The 22,797-nt window shown below is 35.7% G+C and carries 20 protein-coding genes and 2 pseudogenes; 18 read left to right on the top strand and 4 right to left on the bottom strand.

Annotated features, from left to right (window positions below; translation table 11 throughout):
* Nucleotides 1-79 precede the first annotated feature (79 nt).
* Nucleotides 80-1,885 carry an excinuclease ABC subunit UvrC gene (gene uvrC, locus C7K42_RS07175; RefSeq protein ID WP_041591746.1) on the bottom strand — a complete coding sequence of 602 codons (1,806 nt, stop codon included), beginning with the start codon at nucleotides 1,883-1,885 and terminating at the stop codon, nucleotides 80-82.
* A gap of 477 nt (nucleotides 1,886-2,362) precedes the next feature.
* Between uvrC and C7K42_RS07170 the strand changes: the two genes are divergently transcribed.
* From C7K42_RS07170 to C7K42_RS07130, 9 genes and pseudogenes are all read left to right on the top strand, one after another.
* Nucleotides 2,363-3,724, top strand: a complete 1,362-nt coding sequence (locus C7K42_RS07170; RefSeq protein WP_103092027.1) for an acyclic terpene utilization AtuA family protein — start codon at nucleotides 2,363-2,365, stop codon at nucleotides 3,722-3,724.
* On the top strand, nucleotides 3,721-4,038 hold the full coding sequence (locus C7K42_RS07165; RefSeq protein ID WP_014123658.1) for a DUF4387 domain-containing protein: 318 nt from the start codon (nucleotides 3,721-3,723) through the stop codon (nucleotides 4,036-4,038). Before C7K42_RS07170 ends, C7K42_RS07165 begins: the two co-directional genes overlap by 4 nt.
* Before the next feature lie 127 nt (nucleotides 4,039-4,165).
* The gene (locus C7K42_RS07160) at nucleotides 4,166-4,822 is read left to right on the top strand and encodes an endonuclease III domain-containing protein (RefSeq protein ID WP_103083693.1); all 657 of its coding nucleotides are present in this window, start codon (nucleotides 4,166-4,168) and stop codon (nucleotides 4,820-4,822) included.
* Between the two features lie 7 nt (nucleotides 4,823-4,829).
* Nucleotides 4,830-5,761, top strand: a pseudogene (locus C7K42_RS07155) (FAD:protein FMN transferase).
* A 124-nt stretch (nucleotides 5,762-5,885) separates the two neighbouring features.
* A complete protein-coding gene (gene trxB, locus C7K42_RS07150) occupies nucleotides 5,886-6,833 on the top strand; it encodes a thioredoxin-disulfide reductase (protein ID WP_014123661.1) in 948 nt (315 codons plus the stop codon).
* 26 nt (nucleotides 6,834-6,859) lie between these two features.
* Nucleotides 6,860-7,324: a MarR family winged helix-turn-helix transcriptional regulator gene (locus C7K42_RS07145; protein ID WP_014123662.1), complete on the top strand. Its 465-nt coding sequence runs from the start codon at nucleotides 6,860-6,862 to the stop codon at nucleotides 7,322-7,324.
* Between the two features lie 29 nt (nucleotides 7,325-7,353).
* Complete coding sequence (locus tag C7K42_RS07140; protein WP_061840680.1) at nucleotides 7,354-7,827, top strand: glutathione peroxidase; 474 nt, start codon at nucleotides 7,354-7,356, stop codon at nucleotides 7,825-7,827.
* Nucleotides 7,828-7,868: 41 nt separating this feature from the next.
* Nucleotides 7,869-8,186 carry a thioredoxin gene (gene trxA / locus C7K42_RS07135; protein ID WP_103092026.1) on the top strand — a complete coding sequence of 106 codons (318 nt, stop codon included), beginning with the start codon at nucleotides 7,869-7,871 and terminating at the stop codon, nucleotides 8,184-8,186.
* 154 nt (nucleotides 8,187-8,340) lie between these two features.
* On the top strand, nucleotides 8,341-8,850 hold the full coding sequence (locus C7K42_RS07130) for a DinB family protein (protein ID WP_103099635.1): 510 nt from the start codon (nucleotides 8,341-8,343) through the stop codon (nucleotides 8,848-8,850).
* 69 nt (nucleotides 8,851-8,919) lie between these two features.
* Here the strand turns inward: C7K42_RS07130 and C7K42_RS07125 are convergent, their stop codons facing one another.
* Entirely contained in the window at nucleotides 8,920-11,283 is a 2,364-nt protein-coding gene (locus C7K42_RS07125) for a phosphoketolase family protein (RefSeq protein WP_103092024.1), read from the bottom strand.
* Between the two features lie 418 nt (nucleotides 11,284-11,701).
* Here C7K42_RS07125 and C7K42_RS07120 point away from each other — a divergent pair, with 418 nt between their 5' ends.
* The 4 genes from C7K42_RS07120 to dhaL all read left to right on the top strand — a co-directional run bounded on the left by C7K42_RS07120 (nucleotide 11,702) and on the right by dhaL (nucleotide 15,496).
* Nucleotides 11,702-13,066, top strand: a complete 1,365-nt coding sequence (locus C7K42_RS07120; protein ID WP_103092023.1) for an FAD-dependent oxidoreductase — start codon at nucleotides 11,702-11,704, stop codon at nucleotides 13,064-13,066.
* 412 nt (nucleotides 13,067-13,478) lie between these two features.
* Entirely contained in the window at nucleotides 13,479-13,880 is a 402-nt protein-coding gene (dhaM, locus tag C7K42_RS07115) for a dihydroxyacetone kinase phosphoryl donor subunit DhaM (protein WP_014123668.1), read from the top strand.
* Between the two features lie 21 nt (nucleotides 13,881-13,901).
* Entirely contained in the window at nucleotides 13,902-14,885 is a 984-nt protein-coding gene (gene dhaK / locus C7K42_RS07110) for a dihydroxyacetone kinase subunit DhaK (protein WP_014123669.1), read from the top strand.
* Between the two features lie 11 nt (nucleotides 14,886-14,896).
* Nucleotides 14,897-15,496 carry a dihydroxyacetone kinase subunit DhaL gene (dhaL, locus tag C7K42_RS07105; protein ID WP_094244004.1) on the top strand — a complete coding sequence of 200 codons (600 nt, stop codon included), beginning with the start codon at nucleotides 14,897-14,899 and terminating at the stop codon, nucleotides 15,494-15,496.
* Nucleotides 15,497-15,601: 105 nt separating this feature from the next.
* Here the strand turns inward: dhaL and C7K42_RS12880 are convergent, their stop codons facing one another.
* Entirely contained in the window at nucleotides 15,602-15,769 is a 168-nt protein-coding gene (locus C7K42_RS12880) for a hypothetical protein (protein WP_159459070.1), read from the bottom strand.
* Nucleotides 15,770-16,139: 370 nt separating this feature from the next.
* Here C7K42_RS12880 and C7K42_RS07100 point away from each other — a divergent pair, with 370 nt between their 5' ends.
* Together C7K42_RS07100 and C7K42_RS07095 are read left to right on the top strand one after the other, a co-directional pair.
* A complete protein-coding gene (locus C7K42_RS07100; protein WP_094243996.1) occupies nucleotides 16,140-16,868 on the top strand; it encodes a GntR family transcriptional regulator in 729 nt (242 codons plus the stop codon).
* A gap of 22 nt (nucleotides 16,869-16,890) precedes the next feature.
* On the top strand, nucleotides 16,891-18,063 hold the full coding sequence (locus C7K42_RS07095) for an SIS domain-containing protein (protein WP_103097133.1): 1,173 nt from the start codon (nucleotides 16,891-16,893) through the stop codon (nucleotides 18,061-18,063).
* Nucleotides 18,064-18,255: 192 nt separating this feature from the next.
* Here C7K42_RS07095 and C7K42_RS07090 read toward each other — a convergent pair.
* Nucleotides 18,256-18,797, bottom strand: a pseudogene (locus tag C7K42_RS07090) (DUF924 family protein).
* Between the two features lie 255 nt (nucleotides 18,798-19,052).
* On the opposite strand from C7K42_RS07090, the gene C7K42_RS07085 reads away from it, so the two are divergent.
* From C7K42_RS07085 to C7K42_RS07075, 3 genes are all read left to right on the top strand, one after another.
* A complete protein-coding gene (locus tag C7K42_RS07085) occupies nucleotides 19,053-21,824 on the top strand; it encodes a sigma-54-dependent transcriptional regulator (protein ID WP_103097125.1) in 2,772 nt (923 codons plus the stop codon).
* Between the two features lie 71 nt (nucleotides 21,825-21,895).
* On the top strand, nucleotides 21,896-22,315 hold the full coding sequence (locus C7K42_RS07080; RefSeq protein WP_094244190.1) for a PTS sugar transporter subunit IIA: 420 nt from the start codon (nucleotides 21,896-21,898) through the stop codon (nucleotides 22,313-22,315).
* An 11-nt stretch (nucleotides 22,316-22,326) separates the two neighbouring features.
* Nucleotides 22,327-22,797, top strand: a complete 471-nt coding sequence (locus C7K42_RS07075; protein ID WP_094243993.1) for a PTS sugar transporter subunit IIB — start codon at nucleotides 22,327-22,329, stop codon at nucleotides 22,795-22,797.

Raw genomic sequence — 22,797 nt, 5'->3', positions numbered from 1 at the left:
ATAAGATAAAACTACTAAAAAAAGATCGCGATAAAGTTTGTATTACTTTTAAACGAGATACAAACTTCGCGGTCTTTTGTTATTTTTTTACAGGAGCCAATTCTTTCATAACTGTTTCAGCCACTTTTTTAGGAATTCCTGCTTCTTGTAAGTCTTCAAGGGATGCTTGTTGGATTCCTTTTAAGGACTTAAATTTTTTCAGCAATTTTTTCTTTCGTTTTGGCCCTAGTCCTGTAACTTCATCTAATTTTGAAGAGAAACTGTTTTTGCTTCGTAGTTGACGGTGAAAATTTATAACGAAACGGTGTACTTCATCCTGAATCCGTTGCAGCAAGAAAAATTCAGTAGAGCTACGATCAAGAGGCACAGGAGTCAGCTCTTCTCCAAACAATAGTTCACTAGTTTTGTGTTTATCATCTTTAGCCAAACCTGCGACAGGAATATCTACACCCAGTTGATTTTCTAATACTTCTTTGGCCGCATCTACTTGCCCTTTACCGCCATCAATTAAAATTAAATCAGGTAGAATACCTTCTTCTTTTAGTACGCGCGAGTAACGACGATAAATCACTTCACGCATCGAAGCATAATCATCCGGTCCTTCGACCGTCTTAATTTTGTATTTACGATAATCTTTTTTTGCAGGTTTACCATCCACAAAAGCGACCATCGCAGAAACTGGATTTGTTCCCATAGTATTTGAATTATCAAAGGCTTCAATACGTATAGGAGTAGGAATATTAAGTGCTTGTCCTAATCTTTCAACAGCACCTACTGTCCGTTCTTGTGCTCGTTCGATCAAATCAAATTTTTCTTGCAAGCCAACCTGCGCATTTTTATTCGCTAATTCAACTAATTTTTTCTTTTGGCCACGTTGTGGTTGTAAAATTTTCGTATCTAATAATGCTTCTGCCGCTGTTTTATCAATATCATTTGGAATTAAGATCTCTTTGGGAATAAAGTGTTCATTTTTTTGATAAAATTGACCGATAAATGTCAAGAAATCATCTGTTTCTTCTTTATAAAACGGAAAAATTGATGCATCGCGTTGAATCATTCTTCCTTGTCGGATAAAGAATGCTTGGACACACATCCAACCTTTATCTACTGTATAGCCAAAGACATCTTTATCTTTTAAATCAGTAGAGGTCATTTTTTGGCGAGTCATAATCGTATCGATGGAATTGATCTGATCACGTAGTTCTGCCGCTTTCTCAAATTCCATATTTTCAGCAGCCTCATCCATTTGTCCCTTTAATGCTGTTTGAACATCTTTATAACCGCCGTTAAAAAAGTGTTTGATTTCTTTTACAATACCTTTATAAACCGCTGGGTCAACATCAAAAGCATATGGACACAAACATTGTCCTAGATGGTAATACAAACAAGGTGTTTTTTGATGAGGTCCACATTTACGTAAAGGAAAAATACGATCTAAGATTTTTTTGGTTTCATTAGCAGCACCTATATCAGGATAAGGACCGAAATATTCTGCCCCATCTTTTAATACTTTACGAGTAATCAAAAGCCGCGGATATTTCTCATTGGTAATTTTGATGAAAGGATAAGTTTTGTCATCTTTCAACATGATATTGTAACGAGGCAAGTTTTCTTTAATTAAATTATTTTCTAACAACAGTGCTTCAATATTTGATTCAGTAACAATGTATTCAAAATCAGCAATCTCGCTTACTAGGTGTTCAGTTTTTGTATCGTGACCGCCAGTGAAATAAGAACGTACACGATTTTTTAAGATTTTGGCTTTGCCGATGTATATGATCGTCCCTGTTTGATCTTTCATAATATAGCAACCAGGTTGATCAGGAAGTAAGGCTAATTTGTTTTTTATTTTTTGATTCGTTTTGATCACCTTATTTATCTTCATAAAAATAGCTCTCAAATATTGTGCAGGAAATGTCCAAACAGTTATTGAGAACTTATGTTCATTATAGCAGAATTTGTGAAAAATTCAATAATTCTGTCTGCTAAGCTTTTTCAATAGCAGATTTAAACCTAGACTCAACAAGGAAGATTATTGAAAACCGAGCGAAGTGCCACCAATTTATAAAATATTGGAGGGAAGTCGAGAGATGTACCACCAATCTGCAAAATATTGGAGGGAAGTCAAGCGAAGTGCCACCAATCTGTAAAATATTGGAGGGAAGTCGAGAGATGTATCACCAATCTGCAAAGTTATTGGCGCGATATAAAAGGAGTTGCCTCCAATAATTATGAAAGACAGGACAGTCATTCAATTTTCTATCAAGATTCAAAATAAACGATTAAAAAATACGTTAGACGTTTATTCTATTTGAGTATACAATAATTATGAGTCATATATGAAAGGGAGGTAAAAGATAGGATGGATGAATTACGTATAATGGTTCCTAATGGGATGTTAGGTTATGGATTTCCATTAGAAGATTTTGAGCGAGGAATGAAAAGGCAGCCTCATGGTATTGTTGTTGATGCAGGTTCTACTGATTCCGGTCCGCAAAAACTAGCTTTAGGGGAAATGACTTGTCCTGAGTCTGCTTATTATAAGGAGCTTTCTATTTTAGTGCCAGCAGCTAAAAAAGCAGGGATTCCTTTAATTGTAAGTTCAGCAGGCGGCGATGGTAGCAATCAGCACGTTGATTTATTCGCCGAAATGGTCGAACAAATTGCAAAAGAACAAAATTTGTCAGCCAGTGTTGCAAGAATTTATAGTGATATTCCTAAAACCGAAATTGCTAGCGCTTTAAACGATGAGAAAATAACGGCTATGCAAAATGTGCCTGAAATAAACTTGGAAGAAATAGAACAAACAACAGTGATCACCGCACAAATGGGTGCAGAGCCTTATCTAGCTTTATTACAAGCAGAAAACAAACCGGATGTGATTATTGCAGGACGCACTTATGATCCTTCACCAACAGCTGCTTTAGGGATGTATTATGGTTTTGATCCAGCATTAGCTTGGCATATGGGAAAAATTATCGAATGTGGAGCAATCTGTTGTGTGCCAGCAGGTAAAACAGTTCTGGGGACTTTGCGTTCTGATCATTTTTTGATTGAGCCGATGGACCCGAATGCTAAAGCGATGCCACATACCGTGGCGGCACATACGATGTATGAAAAAAGTAGCGCCTTAAACTTACCTGGTCCGGGTGGCGTGTTAAATCTAGAAGAGTGTGAATTTAATGCTGAAACAGATCGTATTACCCGGGTTTCTGGAAGTCGTTTTATAAAAGATGAGCAGTATACAGTTAAACTAGAAGGCGCTAAAGTTACTGGTTATCGTTCGATTACGGTAATGGGCCTGCGTGATCCCATATTAATTTCACAGATAGATGAAGCACTAGATTATGTCAAAAATCAAACAGAAAAAGAATTGCCAGAGGAATGTGCACAATCTCAAATAATTTTCCATCCCTATGGAAAAAACGCTACAATGAAAAATTTGGAAAGTTTAGCCGATGAAGTTGGACACGAAATGTGTGTTATTGCAGAAGTTGCCTCTCCTACACAAGAGATGGCACATTTAGTAGTGAATCGTATTCGCACAACATTACTACATTACGGTTATCCTGGACGTGTTGCAACTTCTGGAAATATTGGTATGCCATTTACTCCTTTAGAGATTCCATTAGGAAAAGTTTGTCAGTTTAATGTTTATCATTTATTAGAAATTGATGATCCTGTAGGACAATTTCCAGTAAGAATGCAGGAGGTGGGAAGATGATAAAATTACAAGACTATGCCCGTGTTATTCGTAGTAAGAACTCAGGACCTTTTGAGTTAACCTTTGATATTCTTTTTGCTAATTTAGAGGACTATGAATATTTTGTAAGCAGTAAGGTTTTAACCAAAGAAAGCTTTGCTAAATTATACCAAATAGATGTAAACGATATTATTGCTTTTGAACAGATAAAAGCAGCTCGAGGAATTAAAATCACGATCCCACGACCTTGGCCACAAGGATCAGTTGGAGAAAGTGATATGCATGGCTCTCAACAATACGCTAATCTTTTAGCACTTGAAATACCAGAAAAATAAAAAATTGTACTTTTACAGACTGAAGACTTTGTTACGTTTTCTAGTCTGTTTTTTTATAAATAAGCGGTCAATCTTAGGAAGTATTTATGTTAAAATAAATAGCATAAAATAGGAAAGAGAAGTAAATATGCAGTATCTAACATTATATCAATTGTATCAAAAAATGCTAGCTATAATGGGACCGCAAGGATGGTGGCCAGCAGATAGTAAGTTTGAAATTATTTTAGGCGCCATCTTAGTTCAAAATACAAATTGGAAGAATGTTGAAAAATCATTAGCAAATATTAAATCAGTGACGGATTTTGCCCCCGAAGAAGTTAGCAAACTGGATAAAGAACATCTAATCTCTTTGATTCGTCCTAGCGGTTTTTATAAAAATAAAAGTAAAGCGATTATGGACGTATTTCAGTGGTTGCAAGAATATAACTTTGACTTAGAAAAAATAAAAAAAGTTTATCAAGGGAAGCTACGTCAACGATTATTGTCTTTACATGGGATTGGCGAGGAAACTGCAGATGTATTACTGCTTTATGTGTTTGCTGAAAAAGTATTTGTAGCGGATAAATATACACAAAAATTATTTACTTTTTTGCAGGTGGAAGGAATCAAAAATTATCGCTCATTAAAAAAACTTCTACCAGTATTAGACGATTTTACCCTAGAACAGGCGCAAGAATTCCATGGCCTACTTGATGAATTTGGAAAAATTTATGTGAAAAACCAGTCGACATTTGCGACGAGTTTTTTAGATGGTTATCGATTAATTTTAACAAAAAGAAAGTAGGGAGCTTATGAATGAAGAAAGACGTACCTGTTACTTGATGGGAACAGTCATTAAATTATGGATTCAACATGAACAAGCAGATGAACTATTGCCAGAAGCCGAGAATCGTCTCATCGATTATGAAAAACGTTTTAGCGCAAATGATGATGCTTCAGAATTAATGATAATCAATCACCAAGCAGGTGTAGCACCTGTAAAGGCTGATGATGAATTATTTGAATTGATCCAATTAGGAAAGAAACATAGTTTGCCCAAAGATAGTTTTTTAAATATTGCTATTGGACCGTTGATTCAAGCTTGGCGTATCGGTTTTGATAATGCCAACCGTCCGTCAGATCAGATGGTTCAATTATTATTACAACGAATTGATCCGCAAAATATTTATATAAATGAAGAAGCTAAGACCGTTTTTTTAGAGAAAAAAGGAATGTCTTTAGATTTAGGCGCTATCGCTAAAGGCTACTTTGCGGATAAACTGTTAACTTTCTTTAAAGAAAATGGTGTACATTCGGCCTTAATTGATTTGGGGGGAATGTGTTAACTTATGGACCTGCTCCAAAACATGAAGATGGTTGTTGGCGTATTGGTATTCAAAGCCCATTTTCAAAAAGAGGAGAACTAAAAGCAGTTGTTAGGGTAAAAGATAAGTCAGTGGTTACCTCAGGGATCTATGAACGGACGAATACGATCAATGGTCAAACTTTCCATCATATTTTTGATCAAGAAACAGGATTTCCACTTGAAACAGATTTAGCGAGTGTAACGATTGTTTCTGATAAGTCAGTAGATGGCGAGATTTGGACGACACGTTTGTTTGGTAAACAGCCGGATGAAATCATTGATATTTTAAATCAATCGAATGAATTAGAAGGTTTGGTAATTACCAAAGATGGACAATTACATTTTTCAGAAGCTTTGGAAGTACAAATCGTTCAATAAATGTTAGGATTGATTTATTGTAATGAAAGTTAAACAAAATAATTGCGAAAATTATAGAATAAGTTTAGTATAGAAACAGAATCAATCGTGCGCGATTGAATGTTGGGATAAAGGAAGTGTTTAAATGGCAAAAAAATATGATGTAGTCATTATCGGAGCAGGACCCGCAGGTATGACTGCAGCACTTTATGCTTCAAGAGCAAATTTATCTGTCATGTTACTCGATCGGGGTATTTATGGTGGACAAATGAATAATACAGCTGAAATTGAAAATTATCCTGGTTTTAAATCTATTTTAGGACCTGATTTATCACAAGAAATGTATGATTCAGCCATTCAATTTGGTGCTGATTTTGGTTATGGGACGGTTAAATCAGTGACTGATCATGGTGATTATAAAACCATCGAAACTGATGCAGATAATTATGAAACTAAAGCGATTATTATTGGGACAGGTTCGAATTATCGCGATCTAGGTGTTCCGGGCGAAGAAGAATATCGAGGACGCGGTGTATCAAATTGTGCTGTTTGTGATGGCGCCTTTTTCCGTAATCAACATGTAGTTGTTATAGGCGGCGGCGATTCTGCAGTAGAAGAAGGAGAATACCTCACACGTTTGGTTGATAAAGTAACAATTATTCATCGCCGTGACGAATTAAGAGCACAACAAATTATCCAAGACCGTGCATTTAAGAATGATAAAATTGATTTCATTTGGGATAGTAATGTCCAAGAAATCACCGGTGATGGTAACAAAGTAACGGGTGTTAAGGGAGTTAACAACAAAACAGGAGAACCTTTCACTGCTGATGCAGGCGGCATTTTTATTTATGTAGGTATTGAACCGATGAGTGAGCCGTTTAGATCTTTGAATATTACCGATGAGAATGGTTGGTTTGTTACCAATGAAAATATGGAAACAACAATTCCTGGTATTTTTGCTATAGGTGATATTCGCAAGAAAGAATTGCGCCAAGTAGTTACTGCAACCAATGATGGTGGGATTGCTGGACAAAAAGCTTATCAATACATTACTGAATTAGAAGCAAAGACTGAAGCAGCAAATGTGTAAATAATAAGAACAAAGGGTGGCTTTAGATGAAAGATATGACAGATACAAGATTAGCTGACCAACTTTGTTTTTCGATTTACAATGTCAATCGGCTTTTTGCTAAATACTATCAAAAAGCATTAGAACCTTACCATTTGACTTATACACAGTATATAGTATTGTTAGCTCTTTGGCAGCAAGATTGTAAAACGCTAAGTGATTTAGCAAAAGAATTGGATTTGGCAAGTAACACCTTAACGCCGTTGTTAAAACGACTCGAAAGTGCGGGTTGGTTGACTCGTTGTCGAGCTGAAAATGATCAACGTCAATTGACAATACAGCTTACTGAAAAAGGTAGAGAACAAAAAGCAGCAGTCGAAAATTGTCTTGAGAAATGTAATGAACAGGCTGGAATAAGCACTGATCAGTATTATCGTATGTTAGAAGATAATAAATACTTGATGGATGGCTTGAAAAATTACTTGGAACAAACAACGCAAGAGACGGTTTAATCACATTTTTGAAAGGGAAGTGGTTTACCATGGCAACAATTTATGATTTCAAGGAAACAGAAATGAACGGAGAAACGCTTGAGTTAAGTGATTACAAAGGCAAGGTTGTTGTCATTGTAAACACTGCTAGTAAATGTGGACTTGCGCCTCAACTTGAGACACTTGAATCTTTCTATCAAAAATATAAGGATCAAGGATTTGAAGTGTTAGGTTTGCCTTCAAACCAATTTCATCAAGAACTAGACAGTGATGATGAAACAGATAATTATTGTAAAGTCCATTATGGCGTTACTTTCCCAATGACTAAAAGGGTTGAAGTAAATGGAAACAAAGAAGACCCGCTATTTACCCACTTAAAAGAGGCAGCTGGTCATGGAAAGATTAAATGGAATTTTACGAAATTTCTAGTGGGGCGAGACGGAGAAGTTATTAAACGATACGCGCCACAAACCAAGCTAGAGAAAATGGAAGAAGATATTACCGAAGCACTAAAAACAGAGTAAACATTTAAAAAATGAGAATTATTATAAGGAGGATTTTTATTATGTCTGTAGATGTAACAACAGATCAAACTTTTGCAAAAGACACAGCGAATGGAGTAACGCTAACTGATTTTTGGGCAACTTGGTGTGGTCCATGTAAGATGCAATCTCCAGCAATTGAACAATTGTCAGAAGAAATTGGCGATAAAGTGGCTTTCAACAAAATGGATATCGACGAAAATCCAGAAACACCAAGTCAATTTGGAATTATGAGTATTCCTACTTTAATGATTAAAAAAGATGGAGAAGTTGTTGAAACATTAGTAGGCTTCCATCCAAAAGAACAAGTGCAACAAACATTAGAACAATATATTGATTAAAGATCAAAGCATCTAAGTAAACTTTTTTACTTAGGTGCTTTTTTACATACAACAAAAGTTAATAATTTGTTGTGATTTGCCAGCTGTGTTAGATTGAAAGTGGAACGTTTTATTTGATGAGTAATAATTTATAAATAAAAATGGAGGAGATAATATGCAAAGTACACAAATGTCTATGGATACTTTAGATCGTGCGCAAGAACGTCTTGTTGATACGCTGGATCAAATGGATATGGAACGAGCAAATACGATGCCTACGCCGATTATCAAGTCTGTTACTTGGCTTATGTGGCATACAGCAAGAGAGCTGGACCTGCAAATTTCAGAACTTAAGGGGAATGAACCTATGCGGACAAGCGATGGTTGGAATACGAAGTTTTCCTTAGACTTGCCAGATGATACACAAGACTATATACACACACCTGAAGAAGCGGCGAAAGTAAAAGTCAATGATAGACAACTATTAGTTGATTATTTAGATGCGGCTGTTAAGTTGACAAAATCTTATCTGGAACAACTAAATGATGATATGCTTGATGAAGTCATCGATAGAAATTGGACACCTGTAGTTACTCGGCAGGCACGTATTGTTTCTATTATTGATGATGCTGACATGCATTCAGGTCAAGCAGTTTATACAAGAAGACTGGTTATTGGCAAATAAGTAAAGAAATATAAAAAATATCCGTGCTCAAATTTTAATTGAGCGCGGATATTTTTTGTTTGGGTGAGATTACTTCAAATCTTTCCATTCCCAATTTTGTACTTCACTAATATCATCACCATTTTCACGAATATAATCATGATGATATTGTAAAGTTTTATCCATTTCTTGAATAAAATCAGCTGCTTTTTCTGCATAAATGGTATTAGCAGCGTCTTTGGCCAAATGGAAGCGATCCAATTCATTTTTAACCCGCATATCAAATGGTGTTGTGATGTCTCCATCTTCACGATAGCCATGAATGCTTAGATTACGGTTGTGCCGTGTAAAGAAGATGTCACGAATCAATCCTTCATAACCGTGGAAGTTAAAGATAACAGGTTTATCTGTTGTAAACAATTCATCAAATGCTTCATCGCTTAAACCACGTGGGTCTACATCAGGATGACGTAGTTTCAAAAGATCGATAACGTTAATAAAACGAATCTTCATTTCAGGGAATTGTTCATGTAAGATCGAGATAGCTGCTAACGCTTCTAAGTTTGGTTCCGAACCAGCAGCTGCAAATACGATATCAGGTTCGCTGTCTTGATCGTTACTTGCCCAATCAATTTTCTTCACGCCGTAATCGACAAGTTCTTGTGCTTCTTCGACGGAATAAAATTGTGGTCTTGGATGCTTACTAGATGTAATCAAGTTGATGACATTTTCATCTTTTAAAGCTTTATCCATAACAGCCATCAAGCTGTTTGCATCAGCCGGGAAATATTCTCTAATATATTCAGGTTTTTTCTCAGCTAAATGAGTAATAACGCCTGGGTCTTGATGAGTATATCCATTATGGTCTTGTTGGAACGCTGTTGATGAAGAAATTACATTCAAAGATGGATATTTCTTACGCCAGCTTTTTTCATTTGCTTTTCTAATCCACTTAAAGTGTTGTGTTAACATTGAATCTACGATCCGCAAGAAAGCTTCATAGCTTGCAAAGAAACCATGACGTCCAGTAAGAGTATAACCTTCTAAGAAACCTTCAGCTTGGTGTTCTGATAATTGTCCATCAATCACACGACCCACAGCAGATTGCCATTCATCGGATAATTCTCTAGGTTCTACCCATTGCCGATTTGTAACGTCGAATACTTTGTTTAAACGATTTGATTTTGTTTCATCTGGTCCAAAAATACGGAAATTTTTAGGATTATTTTCCATAATATCTGCAATAAAACCACCTAGAACAGACATATCTTGTGCTTTATCTGTACCGCGCTTGCTGGTGTCTACTGCATGCGTGTGCCAATCGGGCATATTAAGAGCTTTAGGGTCAAGTCCGCCATTAGTAATAGGGTTAACTGACATTCTATTGTCACCTTTAGGCGAAAGTTCTTTAATTGCATCAATAATCGTGCCATTTTCATCAAACAATTCTTCAGGACGGTAAGATTTCAACCATTTTGCTAGGTCATTTGCATATTCCATATGACTTGCATCTACCGGAATTGGTACTTGGTGCGCACGGAAAGTCCCAGCAATTTGTTCATTATCCCATTTTTCTGGGCCTTCCCAACCTTTTGGCGTACGGAAAACAATGACTGGCCAATGCGGCATAGCTACATCTTCAGCTGAACCTTTACGAGCTTCTTTTTGAATCGATTGAATTTCATTAATAACAGCGTCCAATGTTTCTGCCATTAATGGATGCATTTTTTCAGGGTCGTCACCTTCAACAAAGTAAGGTTTCCAGCCCAAGCCTTCAAAATATTTCTGCAAATCTTTATCGCTTTTACGCGCTAGCACAGTAGGATTAGCGATTTTAGCACCATTTAGGTTTAAAATAGGCAAAACTGCACCATCATTTACAGGGTTAATAAAGTTATTAGACATCCAGCTAGCGGCTAGTGGGCCTGTTTCTGCTTCACCATCGCCAATAACTGTTGCTGCAATAACATCTGGGTTATCTAAAACCGCACCAACAGCATGGGACATTGAATAGCCCAATTCGCCACCTTCGTGGATTGAACCTGGCGTTTCTGGTGCTGCGTGAGAACCCATACCACCAGGAAAAGAAAATTGTTTAAATAATTTTTTCAAACCCGCTTCATCTTGTGTGACATCTGGATAAATTTCTGAATAACTACCATCAATATAGGAGTTAGATACCATTACTTGTCCACCATGTCCTGGTCCTTCAATGTAGAACATGTTTAAACCATATTTATTAATCACACGATTTAAATGAACATAGATAAAGTTTTGTCCTGAGATAGTTCCCCAATGACCAATAGGATTAATTTTTATATCTTCTTTTTCAAGAGGACGACGTAATAAAGGATTGTCTCTTAGAAAAATTTGTGCGACAGAAATATAATTTGCTGCGCGCCACCATGCGTTCATTCTTTCTAGATATTCTTTTGAATCGATATTTACTGACATATAAATACTCCTTTTTAGTATTTTTTACTTAAATACCTACATTTACTAGTGTAACGCGTAACATGTGATATGTAAAGTTTTATGAAAATTATGTATGTAAAAGATATCTGTTCAAATAGCGAACAGGTAATGTTGATTAACATTAAATTCTACTTTATAAGTAAATACGCAAAATCTTTAAAAAATTTTTTTATTTTTATTTAACAAAAAAATTTAATAATAGTTGTTTCCATGTGAATTAATTCTTATAAACAAGTCATATCACCATTTTCTTGTGAAATTTCAGGCAAAAAATGGAATATGGCAAAAGTTTGATTGCGCAACTGTTAAAATGATTTGTTTGCAATAAAACGGCTTCTGTTTTAAAGTAAAAGTAGATGTTTTCACATCGGAAATTTTAATCAATGGAGGGAATCACATGAAAGTTATTGTTGTTGGATCTTCCCACGGTGGATATGAAGCAGTTCGTGAATTATTAATGGACGAGCCAGATACAGAAATCCAATGGTATGAGAAAGGCGACTTTATTTCATTCTTGTCTTGTGGTATGCAATTATACCTTGAAGGCTATGTAAAAAATGTAAATGATGTCAGCTATGCAACTCCTGAAAAAATGCGTTCAAAAGGAGTTTCAGTATTTGTTGAACAAGAAATCACAGCTGTTGATCCAGACAATCATACAGTTCACGTGGTCAACCATCGCGATGGGACAGAGCGCGATGAAAATTACGATAAATTAATTCTAAGTTCCGGTGCTGTTCCTGCAACACTACCGGTCGAAGGAAATGATTTAGAAAATATATATGCAATGCGCGGTCGTGACTGGGCAATCAAGATAAAACGTAAAACGGTCGAACCTGACGTAAATAACGTTGTTGTTGTGGGTGCCGGCTATATTGGTATTGAAGCTGCAGAAGTTTTTGCCAAAGCTGGGAAAAAGGTTACACTTATTGATGTTTTGCCAAGGATATTAGACACCTACTTGGATAAAGAATTTACCGATATTTTGACCGAAGAGATAGAAAAGAATAATATCACAGCGGCTACGAGTCAAAACATTCAACGTTTTGAAGGAAAAGATGGTAAAGTCACTAAAGTTGTGACGGACCAAGCAACATATCCAGCAGACTTAGTTGTAGTAACCGCAGGAATCAAACCAAATACAGAATGGTTAGATGGGACATTAGATCTAACAGCTGGTGGTTTAATTGACATTGATGATTACTTGCAAACAAGTGCACCAGATGTTTATGCAGTAGGAGATGCAACTTTAGTAAAATTTGCGCCAACCGATGGTACGCCTTCTCGCATTGCTTTAGCATCTAACGCAAGACGACAAGGACGCTTTGCTGCTAAAAATGCCTTAGGTTACAATAAAGCAGTTCCAAGTGTTTCAGGTTCAAGCGCACTTTCATTATTTGATTATAAATTTGCATCCACAGGAATCAAAGAAGGTACTGCTGGTAACTACGGGGTAGAAACAATGTCTACTCTGGTAACAGATAGTTATCGCCCACCATTTGTACCTGATAAATATGGCAATGCGCAAGTTTACTTCAAATTAACTTATGATCCAGAAACAACACGAGTTCTAGGAGCACAAATCATGTCTAAAGAAGACGTTACACAAAATATCAATGCTCTTTCTTTAGCTATTCAAGAAAAATTAACCCTAGATGATCTGGCTTATGCAGATTTCTTCTTCCAACCAGACTTTGATCGACCTTGGAGTATTATTAACGTAGGTGCACAACAAGCTTTACGTGATGTAGAAAAAAGATAATAGATAACTAAAACCAGCGGATATAAATTCGCTGGTTTTTTGCTTGGAAATTTTTATTTTTATATCTCTAAATATAAAGGGAGAAGTTGGTCTAAAGTCATTCTGAGTTGGGACCAAAGGAGAAACAATTGGCCTAAGGATAATCAAAAGAAGGGCCACAAGTGGAGAACTTGGCCTAAACCCAGTTAAAAGAAGGACCAAAAGCTATGCTAACGGCCCAAAGTCAATCTGATAAGGGGCCATGTGCCAAGCTAATGGTTAGATTGTTTAATAATCAAAGCAAAAGCTATTTCGAAAAATTGTTATTTTTTTTGAGCTATGATATGATTGAAATTGAATAAAACGTTTACTTTTGCAAATGAAATAAACGCAAAAACTTAACTATCAGTTTCAAGTAAAGGAGCATAATAAGATGAAGACTAGTTTTTTACTCATTTCGCACAGTAAGGAAATTACTGATGGGATTAAAAAAATGATTGAACAAATGCAAACTTCCGATGATGTATCCATTTATTCACTAGGTGGTACGACAGAAGATGAAATAGGTTCTGATCCGACGAAAATTGTAGATGCAGTAAACGAAGCTTCTAAAGAGGATACTTTTTTGGTTTTTGCTGATATCGGTAGTGCAATTCTCAACGCTGAAATGGCAAAAGATATGCTAGAAGAAGACCAACAAGAACGTTATTATCTTGTCGATGGTCCACTTGTTGAAGGCGCATTTGCAGCAGCGATTACTGCAGGGAGTTCAAATGATCTTGAACAAATTATGGCAGAAGCTAAAAAAGCCGGGGAAAAAGACTGGAGTTCGTAAAAATAAATTGGAGGGCAAACAATGAAAAAAATTATTAATCAAACAGATGATATTATTGAAGAGATGTTAAGGGGACTGTCGGCCAGTTATCCTAAACTAGTTCATCGCGTAGAAGATTCTCGTGTGATCGCAAAAAATGAAAGTAAAAAACAAGTTGCGCTAGTTTCCGGGGGCGGTAGTGGTCATGAACCTTCTCACGCAGGTTTTGTGGGTGATGGCATGTTGAGTGCTGCTGTCGCGGGTGATGTTTTTACTTCACCGACACCGGATCAAATTCAAATTGCAATGAAAGAAGCGGATCAAGGAGAAGGCGTCTTACTTCTGGTCAAAAATTATACGGGCGATAATTTAAATTTTGAAATGGCGCAAGAGATGGCGGAAATGGACGATATCCAATCCGAAATTGTGGTCATAGATGATGATATTGCCGTAGAAGATAGCGAATTTACAGCCGGTAAACGTGGTGTGGCCGGCACAGTTTTAGTGCATAAAATTTTAGGCGATGCTGCACGAGCAGGCGCTTCATTAGAAGAACTAAAAAAACGCGGCGATGAAGTAGTTAAAAAAATCAAGACGATCGGTTTAGCCTTGCACGCAGCGACTGTACCAGAAGTTGGAAAGCCAGGCTTTGAGTTGGCCGAAGATGAAATTGAATATGGTGTTGGCATCCATGGAGAAGCAGGTTATCGTCGCGAAAAAATTCAACCGTCTAAAGGTTTGGCCAAAGAACTTACCACAAAAATTTTAGCGGACTATGAAAAACAACCTCAAAAAGTAGGGGTTCTCGTAAACGGTATGGGCGGTACGCCATTAATGGAACAGTTTATTTTCATGAACGATGTTTTAAACTTATTAAAAGAGCAAAATATTGAAGTGACATTCCATAAAGTGGGCAATTACATGACTTCTCTTGATATGGAAGGTGTTTCTTTAACTTTGATTGATTTAGAAGATGAAACGATCAAAGATGCGCTGGAAAGTGAAGTCACTACGATTTCTTGGTGAGGAGGATTTTTATGCAATTAACAGCTGAAGATGTGCAAACTTGGTTTACGAAATTTACAGATAAAATTAAAGAAAATAAAGGTTATTTGAGTGATTTAGATACGCCTATTGGCGATGGCGACCATGGCAACAATATGGCTCGTGGTGTCAATGCCTATGACGAATCATTTGAACAAAAGCAGCCTGAAACAATCAGTGATACTTTTCAAGTGTTTTCTATGGCGATGATTTCTAAAGTCGGTGGCGCTTCGGGGCCATTATATGGATCGGCACTGATGAATATGGTCAAAGAAACGAAAGGAATAGAAACGATTGATTCTTATGAACAATTAGGTTCAATTGTTGAACAAGGTTTAGCGGGAATTAAAAAAAGAGGAAAAACCGAATTTGAAGATAAAACCATGGTCGATGTTTGGGAACCCGTTGCACAAAGCTTAAAAGAAGGCGGGCTTACTAAAGATCAGGTCGAAAAAGCCAAAGAACACACCAAAGATTTGATCGCAAAAAAAGGGCGTGCCTCTTATTTAGGTGAACGTTCGAAAGGGCACATTGATCCAGGTGCTGCTTCTAGTGCACTATTTTTTGACGCGCTGGTGGAAGTGATTGGGTAAATTTTAGCTATAAATAACTATAACTACGGATGAAATGATTTTATTTTATCCGTAGCTATTTTTTTACTTTAATAAAGGTGTATTCTTCAGAATACTTTTATGTTGTCATCTTGTAATTTCTTTTACTACTATAGAAGATTTTATATTTGCTAATTGCTTATCATCAACCATTGGGAACCAATTCATTGCATTAGAAGTAGAATAGCATAAGGCATCTTTTAACATATCTACTGCATCCATTTGTCTATGGATACCAGCTATCATTCTCCCCAAGAAAAAGTCTCCAGAGGCAATTGGATTTTTTGCTTCGATCGGTTCTGCATAACCCTCGTAAAGTTAACTCTATTAGAGTCTTTAGCAGATTTTTACTTATTGTTGGAGAGGGTAAAATATCTGTACATGTAATGAATTTTAAGAAGATAGTGGTATTGAAAAATTCCTATAGAAACTAAAAAAGCCACCGGTTTAAAAATGATAAATCAGTGAATTTTTAATTGATTAAAAATAAGAAAGCAATTATTAATTGATGTGAAGCTTTCTAGCAGAATGTTATCCTAAGTCAAATAAGCTATACTTATTTGACATTTTAACAGGATCCGCTTATACTTACATTGTGGTTATAACCAGTTACAAGGAGGTAGTTATGAAGCATACATTTAATAGTCAACCTTTGTATTATCAATTAGTGGATTTTTTAAAAAATCAAATTGAAAATAAACTGCTTGTACATGATAAACTACCTTCTGAAAGAGAAATAGAAAAAAGGTTCGGTGTTAGTCGTACTACGGTACGTTTAGCTTTGCAAGAATTAGAAAGCGATGGATATGTTTACCGTCGTCATGGTAAAGGGACTTTTGTATCTGAGCTATCTAAGCAAACAGCTGATTTAGCTGGGGTTTATAGTTTTACCGAACAGATGAAAAAATTGGGCAGAAAACCTCAGACTCATATTTTGGCTTTTGAACAAGTTGAAGCTGATAAACAGGTCGCAGAGGCCCTACAAACTTCTTTAGGGGAAACAGTTTATAAGTTGAAAAGGCTACGCTTGGCAGATGATGAACCTTTGATGGTAGAGACTTCATATTTACCTGTAAAACCTTTTTTGTCATTAACAAAAGAACTGCTATTACAAAAACCTTTATACGATGTCTTTTCTGATGACTTTGAACAAAAAATTCGTTTAGCAGATGAAGAGTTTTATGCAAGTATTGCTACAAAAGAGGATGCTGAGATTTTACAGATTTATTCAGGTTCACCGGTACTACATCTAAGTCGGTTAACTTATAATATGAAAAATGAAGTGATTGAATTTACGTTAAGTATTGCTAGGGCAGATCAATTTCATTATAAAATTCGTCATGTAAGGAATTAAAAAAACAGGAGGAAGATAAATGATGTTCTCATTATCAACAGAAGAATTAAAGCAAAAAGGGGCTGAAATTACTAGTCGAGAAATCAAACAACAGCCTGAGCTTTGGAAAGAAAATTTAGCGCTTTATGAGGATATAAAAGCGGATATTAAAGAATTTTTATCGAAGGTAGAAGCAAGTGCTGACGGACAAAAAATCAGGGTAGTTTTTACTGGAGCAGGGACATCTCAATATGTTGGAGACACGCTAGTACCTTATTTAAATTTGAAAGGGGATACACAAAAATATATTTTTCAAAGTATTGGCACAACGGATCTAGTAGCCCGCCCTACAGAATACCTGTTTGAAAAAGAACCGACATTGTTAGTTTCATTTGCCAGAAGTGGTAATAGTCCAGAAAGTATTGCAGCAGTAGATGTAGCAAATAAAGTGGTTAAAAATATTCATCATTTAACTGTAACCTGTGTACCTGAAGGCGCGTTGGCAAAACGTAGTAAAGAGGAAGACAATAATTTCTTATTTTTAGCTCCTGCGCGTTCAAATGATGATGGTTTTGCGATGACGGGTAGTTTTACCTGCATGACTTTGACCTCTTTACTGATTTTTGACACAAGCAGTCAAGAGCAAAAAGCAAGCGATGTACAAAAGCTAAGTAATATGGCAAAAGAAGTGATTACTCGTGAAAATGAAGTACAAGAGATTGTTGATCAGGATTTTGATCGTATTGTTTATCTGGGTTCGGGAAGTCTATCAGGGTTGACACGTGAAGCACAATTAAAGATTTTGGAACTAACAGCAGGACAGATAGCGACCGTTTTTGATTCTTCTATGGGTTTTCGTCATGGCCCTAAATCATTTGTTAATGACAAAACAATCGTATTTGGCTTCGTAAATAACAACGAATATACTCGTGATTATGATTTAGATATTCTTGAAGAAGTGAAAGCAGACGAAATTGCAAAAGATGTCATTGCTATTGGTCAAATGGGAGAACGTAATTTTACAGGAACTCAGTTTACTTTCTCAGAAGAACAAAGACTGTTGCCAGATGGTTATTTAGCTTTAGCAGATATTGTATTTGCTCAAACTGTTGCAATTATGACTTCTTTGAAATTAAAAAATACACCAGATACGCCATCTGCTACAGGAACAGTAAACCGTGTCGTTAAGGGTGTAACAATTCATGACTATAAATAAAATTTAGGAGAATTTTATGCATAAATTAACACAAAGCAAAAAGGATAAAAAGGCGAAGGTTTGAGATAAAAACTTCGAAATAAGTAAAACAAAATAACCGAACGATATTGCTGAGATTTATTAACTGTCGTGATTTTCACGAAAAAACTTAAATGGTCTCTTTTTATCGTTCGGTTATTTTATTAATTACTACTAAAAAGAACTACCTGGTTCAGTCAGAAACTCTTGCTCTTCCTCGCTTGATACTCTTTTTAAGATCGTGTTGCGGTGTGGATATCTACCAAAACGGTCGATAATTTTCTTATGGCGTTTTTCATAGTCTAGATATAGTTCTAAGCCTGGTTGATCAAATAAGCCTATAGCTGTTTGATGAATTTTTTTGGATTCAGAATGCATAAATGGCATTAACAAAAAACCAAGTTCATCTGGTGTTAGACTTTGTGCTTGTTCAGTTTTTAATGCCTCTTGGGACAAAACTAAGGCCATAGCGTCAAAAGCAAATGATTTTGCTTGTCCGCGATAATATTGCGAGAAAACTGATCAAGTAAAATAATTTCTGCTAAACGACCTTGGATACTAGAACGCCAGCTATCAAGTTCACCCTGGCTAGCTTGTAGATGCAGTTCTTTGAACCGCTCTGCAATTAATTGATCGATTTCACTACCACCATTGAATTGTTGCTCTGGGGCTAATTCATGAAACCAAAAATGTAAAACTGTCTCTGGGGTTTGCATAAAATTCTCCTTTTGCTTAATTTTTCTACCGATAGATTGTTTTCGTTAACCTTAAAATTAATGATCAGTTTATACTTAAATTTTAGCATAATTTAAGTAGTTAAAACCATTAATAAAAAGAGATTATCTTATTATATAAATAAAATAAACTGCGCTTTCGCAATTTTATATGTTATTATCAATAGTAAAAAGATAACGCTAACAAGCGGCGTTATTCCTTTTTTTTTATTAAAATGGGTGTAGAAGGTGGAGTTTTTGAAAGATAGCTTATTAAATTATTTAAAAAACCAAACAGCATTTCTTGATTTAGATACTTTGGACGAGTTATTTACTGCAAAAAAATTAGCAGAAATTTTTGGCGTAAAAAGAAATACGATTAGCCATTATTTAAACCAATTAAATGATGAAGAAAAATTAGTTAAAATAAATTCGCGTCCTGTATATTATTTTCATAAATCTGCATTTGATCAACAATTTTTTCCTTTAAAATATTTTAATTACCAAAGTATATACGAGATAAAAGAAGAACAACCGCTTTTTGAACAAGAAAAAGATCTATTTTCTTTGTTGATTGGTTTTAACCAAAGTTTAAACCGCTCAATTGAACAAATAAAAGCAGCTTTATCTTATCCTGATGGTGGTTTACCAGCGTTAATAACAGGCGATAGTGGGACGGGGAAAAGTTTTTTAGTCCAATTAATTTATCAGTACTGTTTAGAAAACGAAATGATTGATGAAGATGCGCCATTTGTGACTGTTAATTGTGCCCAGTATGCTAATAACCCCGAATTGTTGACTAGTAATTTATTTGGCTATGTCAAAGGCGCATATACTGGAGCGCAAGAAGACAAGAAAGGCGCTTTTGAAGCAGCCAATAACGGTATTCTCTTTTTAGACGAAGTACATCGTTTAAATGCTGAAGGGCAAGAAAAACTATTTACTTTTTTAGACCAGGGTGTCATTTACCGAATGGGAGAAACGAATCAGTCTATTCCTATTAACACTCGGATTTTCTTTGCCACAACAGAAAATCTTGAAAGTAGTTTTCTCACCACTTTTATCCGTAGAGTACCGATCCAGATTGAATTACCTTCCTTAATGGAAAGAAATCGAACAGAACGACTAGAGTTAGTCTATTCATTTTTGTTAGCTGAATATAATAAAATTCGACGTCCGATAAAAGTAACAGGTCAGGTGCTTACTTTATTAACCAATGCAGGTTTTAAAGGGAATATCGGAGAGTTAAAAAGCAGTGTCAAAGTAACAGTCGCCAATGCTTTTTCTGAACAAAAGAAAAATGATACGGTAAAAATTACGATTTATCACTTGCCTGAAGCCATTCTAAATGCTTCCAATGCTAGTATTCAATCGTTTGTACAAAAAGATGTTCTTTTTGATGAACATACAACTTTGGAACAACTCACAAAAAATAACCAACCACAACAACAAAGAGTGCTTACTTCTTTTGAACGAATACTCACCGAATTTCAACAAAATAATGAACATTTGGAAAACTGTGAAGAACAACTAAAAACAGAGGTGGATCGTCTGTTTGATTTTCTCTTATTTGAAACTGATCGGCAACAAAAGCACGAGACATTAATTTATTTAACGCAGTATATTCGAGATACGTTTAAGCAGATGGAAGCTTCTTATCAAATACGTTTTGATGGGAACAGTGTATATGCAATGAGTTATTATTTGTTTCAACGAGGAAACAGCCGTTGGTTCCCTGAAGATCCGCAAATTAATCATTTAATTTATCAATTAGAACAGCAGATTGAACAGGCTTATCCTGCTAGTTTTCATTACGTGAAGCGAATTTTAGAATTGTGTCAGCCTAAACTTGATTTAGAAATTTCTTCAATGGATAAAATTATCCTGGCGATTTATCTTAAACGGGCTGACTGGACGAAAGAAATTGGCATCCCCAAGGCAATTATTGTGGCTCATGGATACGCTACGGCTAGTAGCATTGCTAATGTGGCGAATCGATTTTTAAATAAAGACATTTTCGAGTCATTTGATATGTCTTTGGATGTTACCCCTCAACAAATTGCCGAAGAAATTTTAGACTATACAGAGCATAATGACGTATCTAATGGGCTAGTGATCCTCGTGGATATGGGCTCATTAAAAGAAATTTATCAATATTTTCCCAAACAAATTACTACGCCGATTGTCATTATGAATAATGTGACCACTCCTTTAGCTATTTCGATGGGCGAACAGCTGCAAAAGGATCTTTCTTTACAGCAAATGGTTGATCAATCCGCTCAGCAGACGCCTTTGGATTGGGAAATCGTTTATCCAGAAACAAATAAAATAAAAGCACTGATTACCACTTGTTTAACGGGAATTGGTACAGCAACTCAAATTTCACATTTATTGGAAAAATCTTTGCCTAGTAGTTGCCAGTTAAAAATTTTCCCTTATGAGTATCAATTACTTAAAGATAAAAAACAAAACGAAACAATTTTTTCCATGTATGATTGCTTAGGTGTTATTGGTACAGCAAATCCGCATATTGAGGGGATTCCCTATCTTTCATTGGAAGAATTGATTTCTGGCAAAGAAAGTCATCAGCTAAGTGAGTGGTTACTTGATGTCATGGAACCTGAAGAAAACAAACGATTCAATGAAAATTTAATTCGTAATTTTTCTTTAGAAAAAGTGATTGATTCTGTAACGATTCTTGATACGGAAAAGGTAATGCGCGAAGTCGATTTGTTTATGCGGGATTTAGAGCAGATTGCTGATATTACGATTAGTAATGCTAAACGTGTAGCTTTATATGTTCACGTAAGCTGCTTAATCGAACGCTTGATTCGTAATATGCCCATTGATACCTATAAAGGGTATGAACAGTTGTATCAGTGTCAAAGCAAAACGCTAGAACAAATTAAAATGGCGTTTAGTGTGATAGAAAAAGATTATAGTGTCAAAATACCTGATTCAGAGATTGCCTATATTTTTGACGTATTATTTGAAAACATTGACGAACTAACTATTGATGAAGAATTTTAGCTATTTTAAACGCATGCCACTAAAGTTGGCATGCGTTTTGCTTTTATAAAGGTGTAAGAGAGGTGAAGAGCTTGGACAGGAAAATCATATTAGCTTCCCATGGGAAGTTTGCTTCAGGGATTTTAAGTTCATTGGAATTGATCTGTGGAAAAAATGAAGCAATCAGCGCGTTAGATTGCTATATGACTGAAAACTTTGATTTAAAACAAACTGTGGACCAGTTAATGGCAGAAAATGCAGAAAAAGAACTAATTGTCATTACAGATTTATTTGGCGGAAGCGTAAATAATGAATTTTTACGTTATATAAAGCAATCTAATTTTTATTTAATTGCAGGGTTGAATCTACCCTTTTTAATTGAATTGTCAGCTCAATTTGCAAATACAGATAGGATTGTTGAACTCATTACACAGACACTTAACAGTAGTAAAGAAACGATTCAATTTTGTAATGAGAGCTTTAACAAAGAAATAGAGGAAGAAGAATTTTAAGGAGGAAAATTATGATCTTATTAACTCGTGTAGACCACAGGCTGTTACATGGACAAGTTGCTTTTTCATGGACTCAAAATCTAGGCGCTGATTGTATTTTAATTGCAAACGACGATGTACCCCAAAATGATGTACGCAAAACGACGATTAAACTAGCCAAGCCCCAAGGAGTAAAGTTAGTTATTAAAAATATTGAGGACTCTATTGCAGCATTGAAAAGCGGCGTAACAGATAAATATAAGTTATTTATTGTTGTTGAATCGATCGAAGACGCGTACAAACTAGCAAAAGCCTACCCTGAAATTAAGGAAATAAATTTGGGGGGGACAAAAGCAAAAGAAGACACCAAAAATATAGGGAAAGCAGTAAATGTAACACCAAAAGAAGAAACATTATTAAAAGAATTAAATGAACAAGGGGTTAAAGTAGAAATTCGTCAAGTCCCATCAGACAAAAAAGTTGACATAACAGAGGGATTGTAA

It is taken from the genome of Tetragenococcus halophilus subsp. halophilus DSM 20339 (assembly GCF_003841405.1).
GTDB classification, from domain to species: Bacteria; Bacillota; Bacilli; order Lactobacillales; family Enterococcaceae; genus Tetragenococcus; species Tetragenococcus halophilus.
The sequence above is the reverse complement of the archived record's forward strand: the minus strand, read 5'-3'. Positions and strand labels throughout refer to the sequence as shown.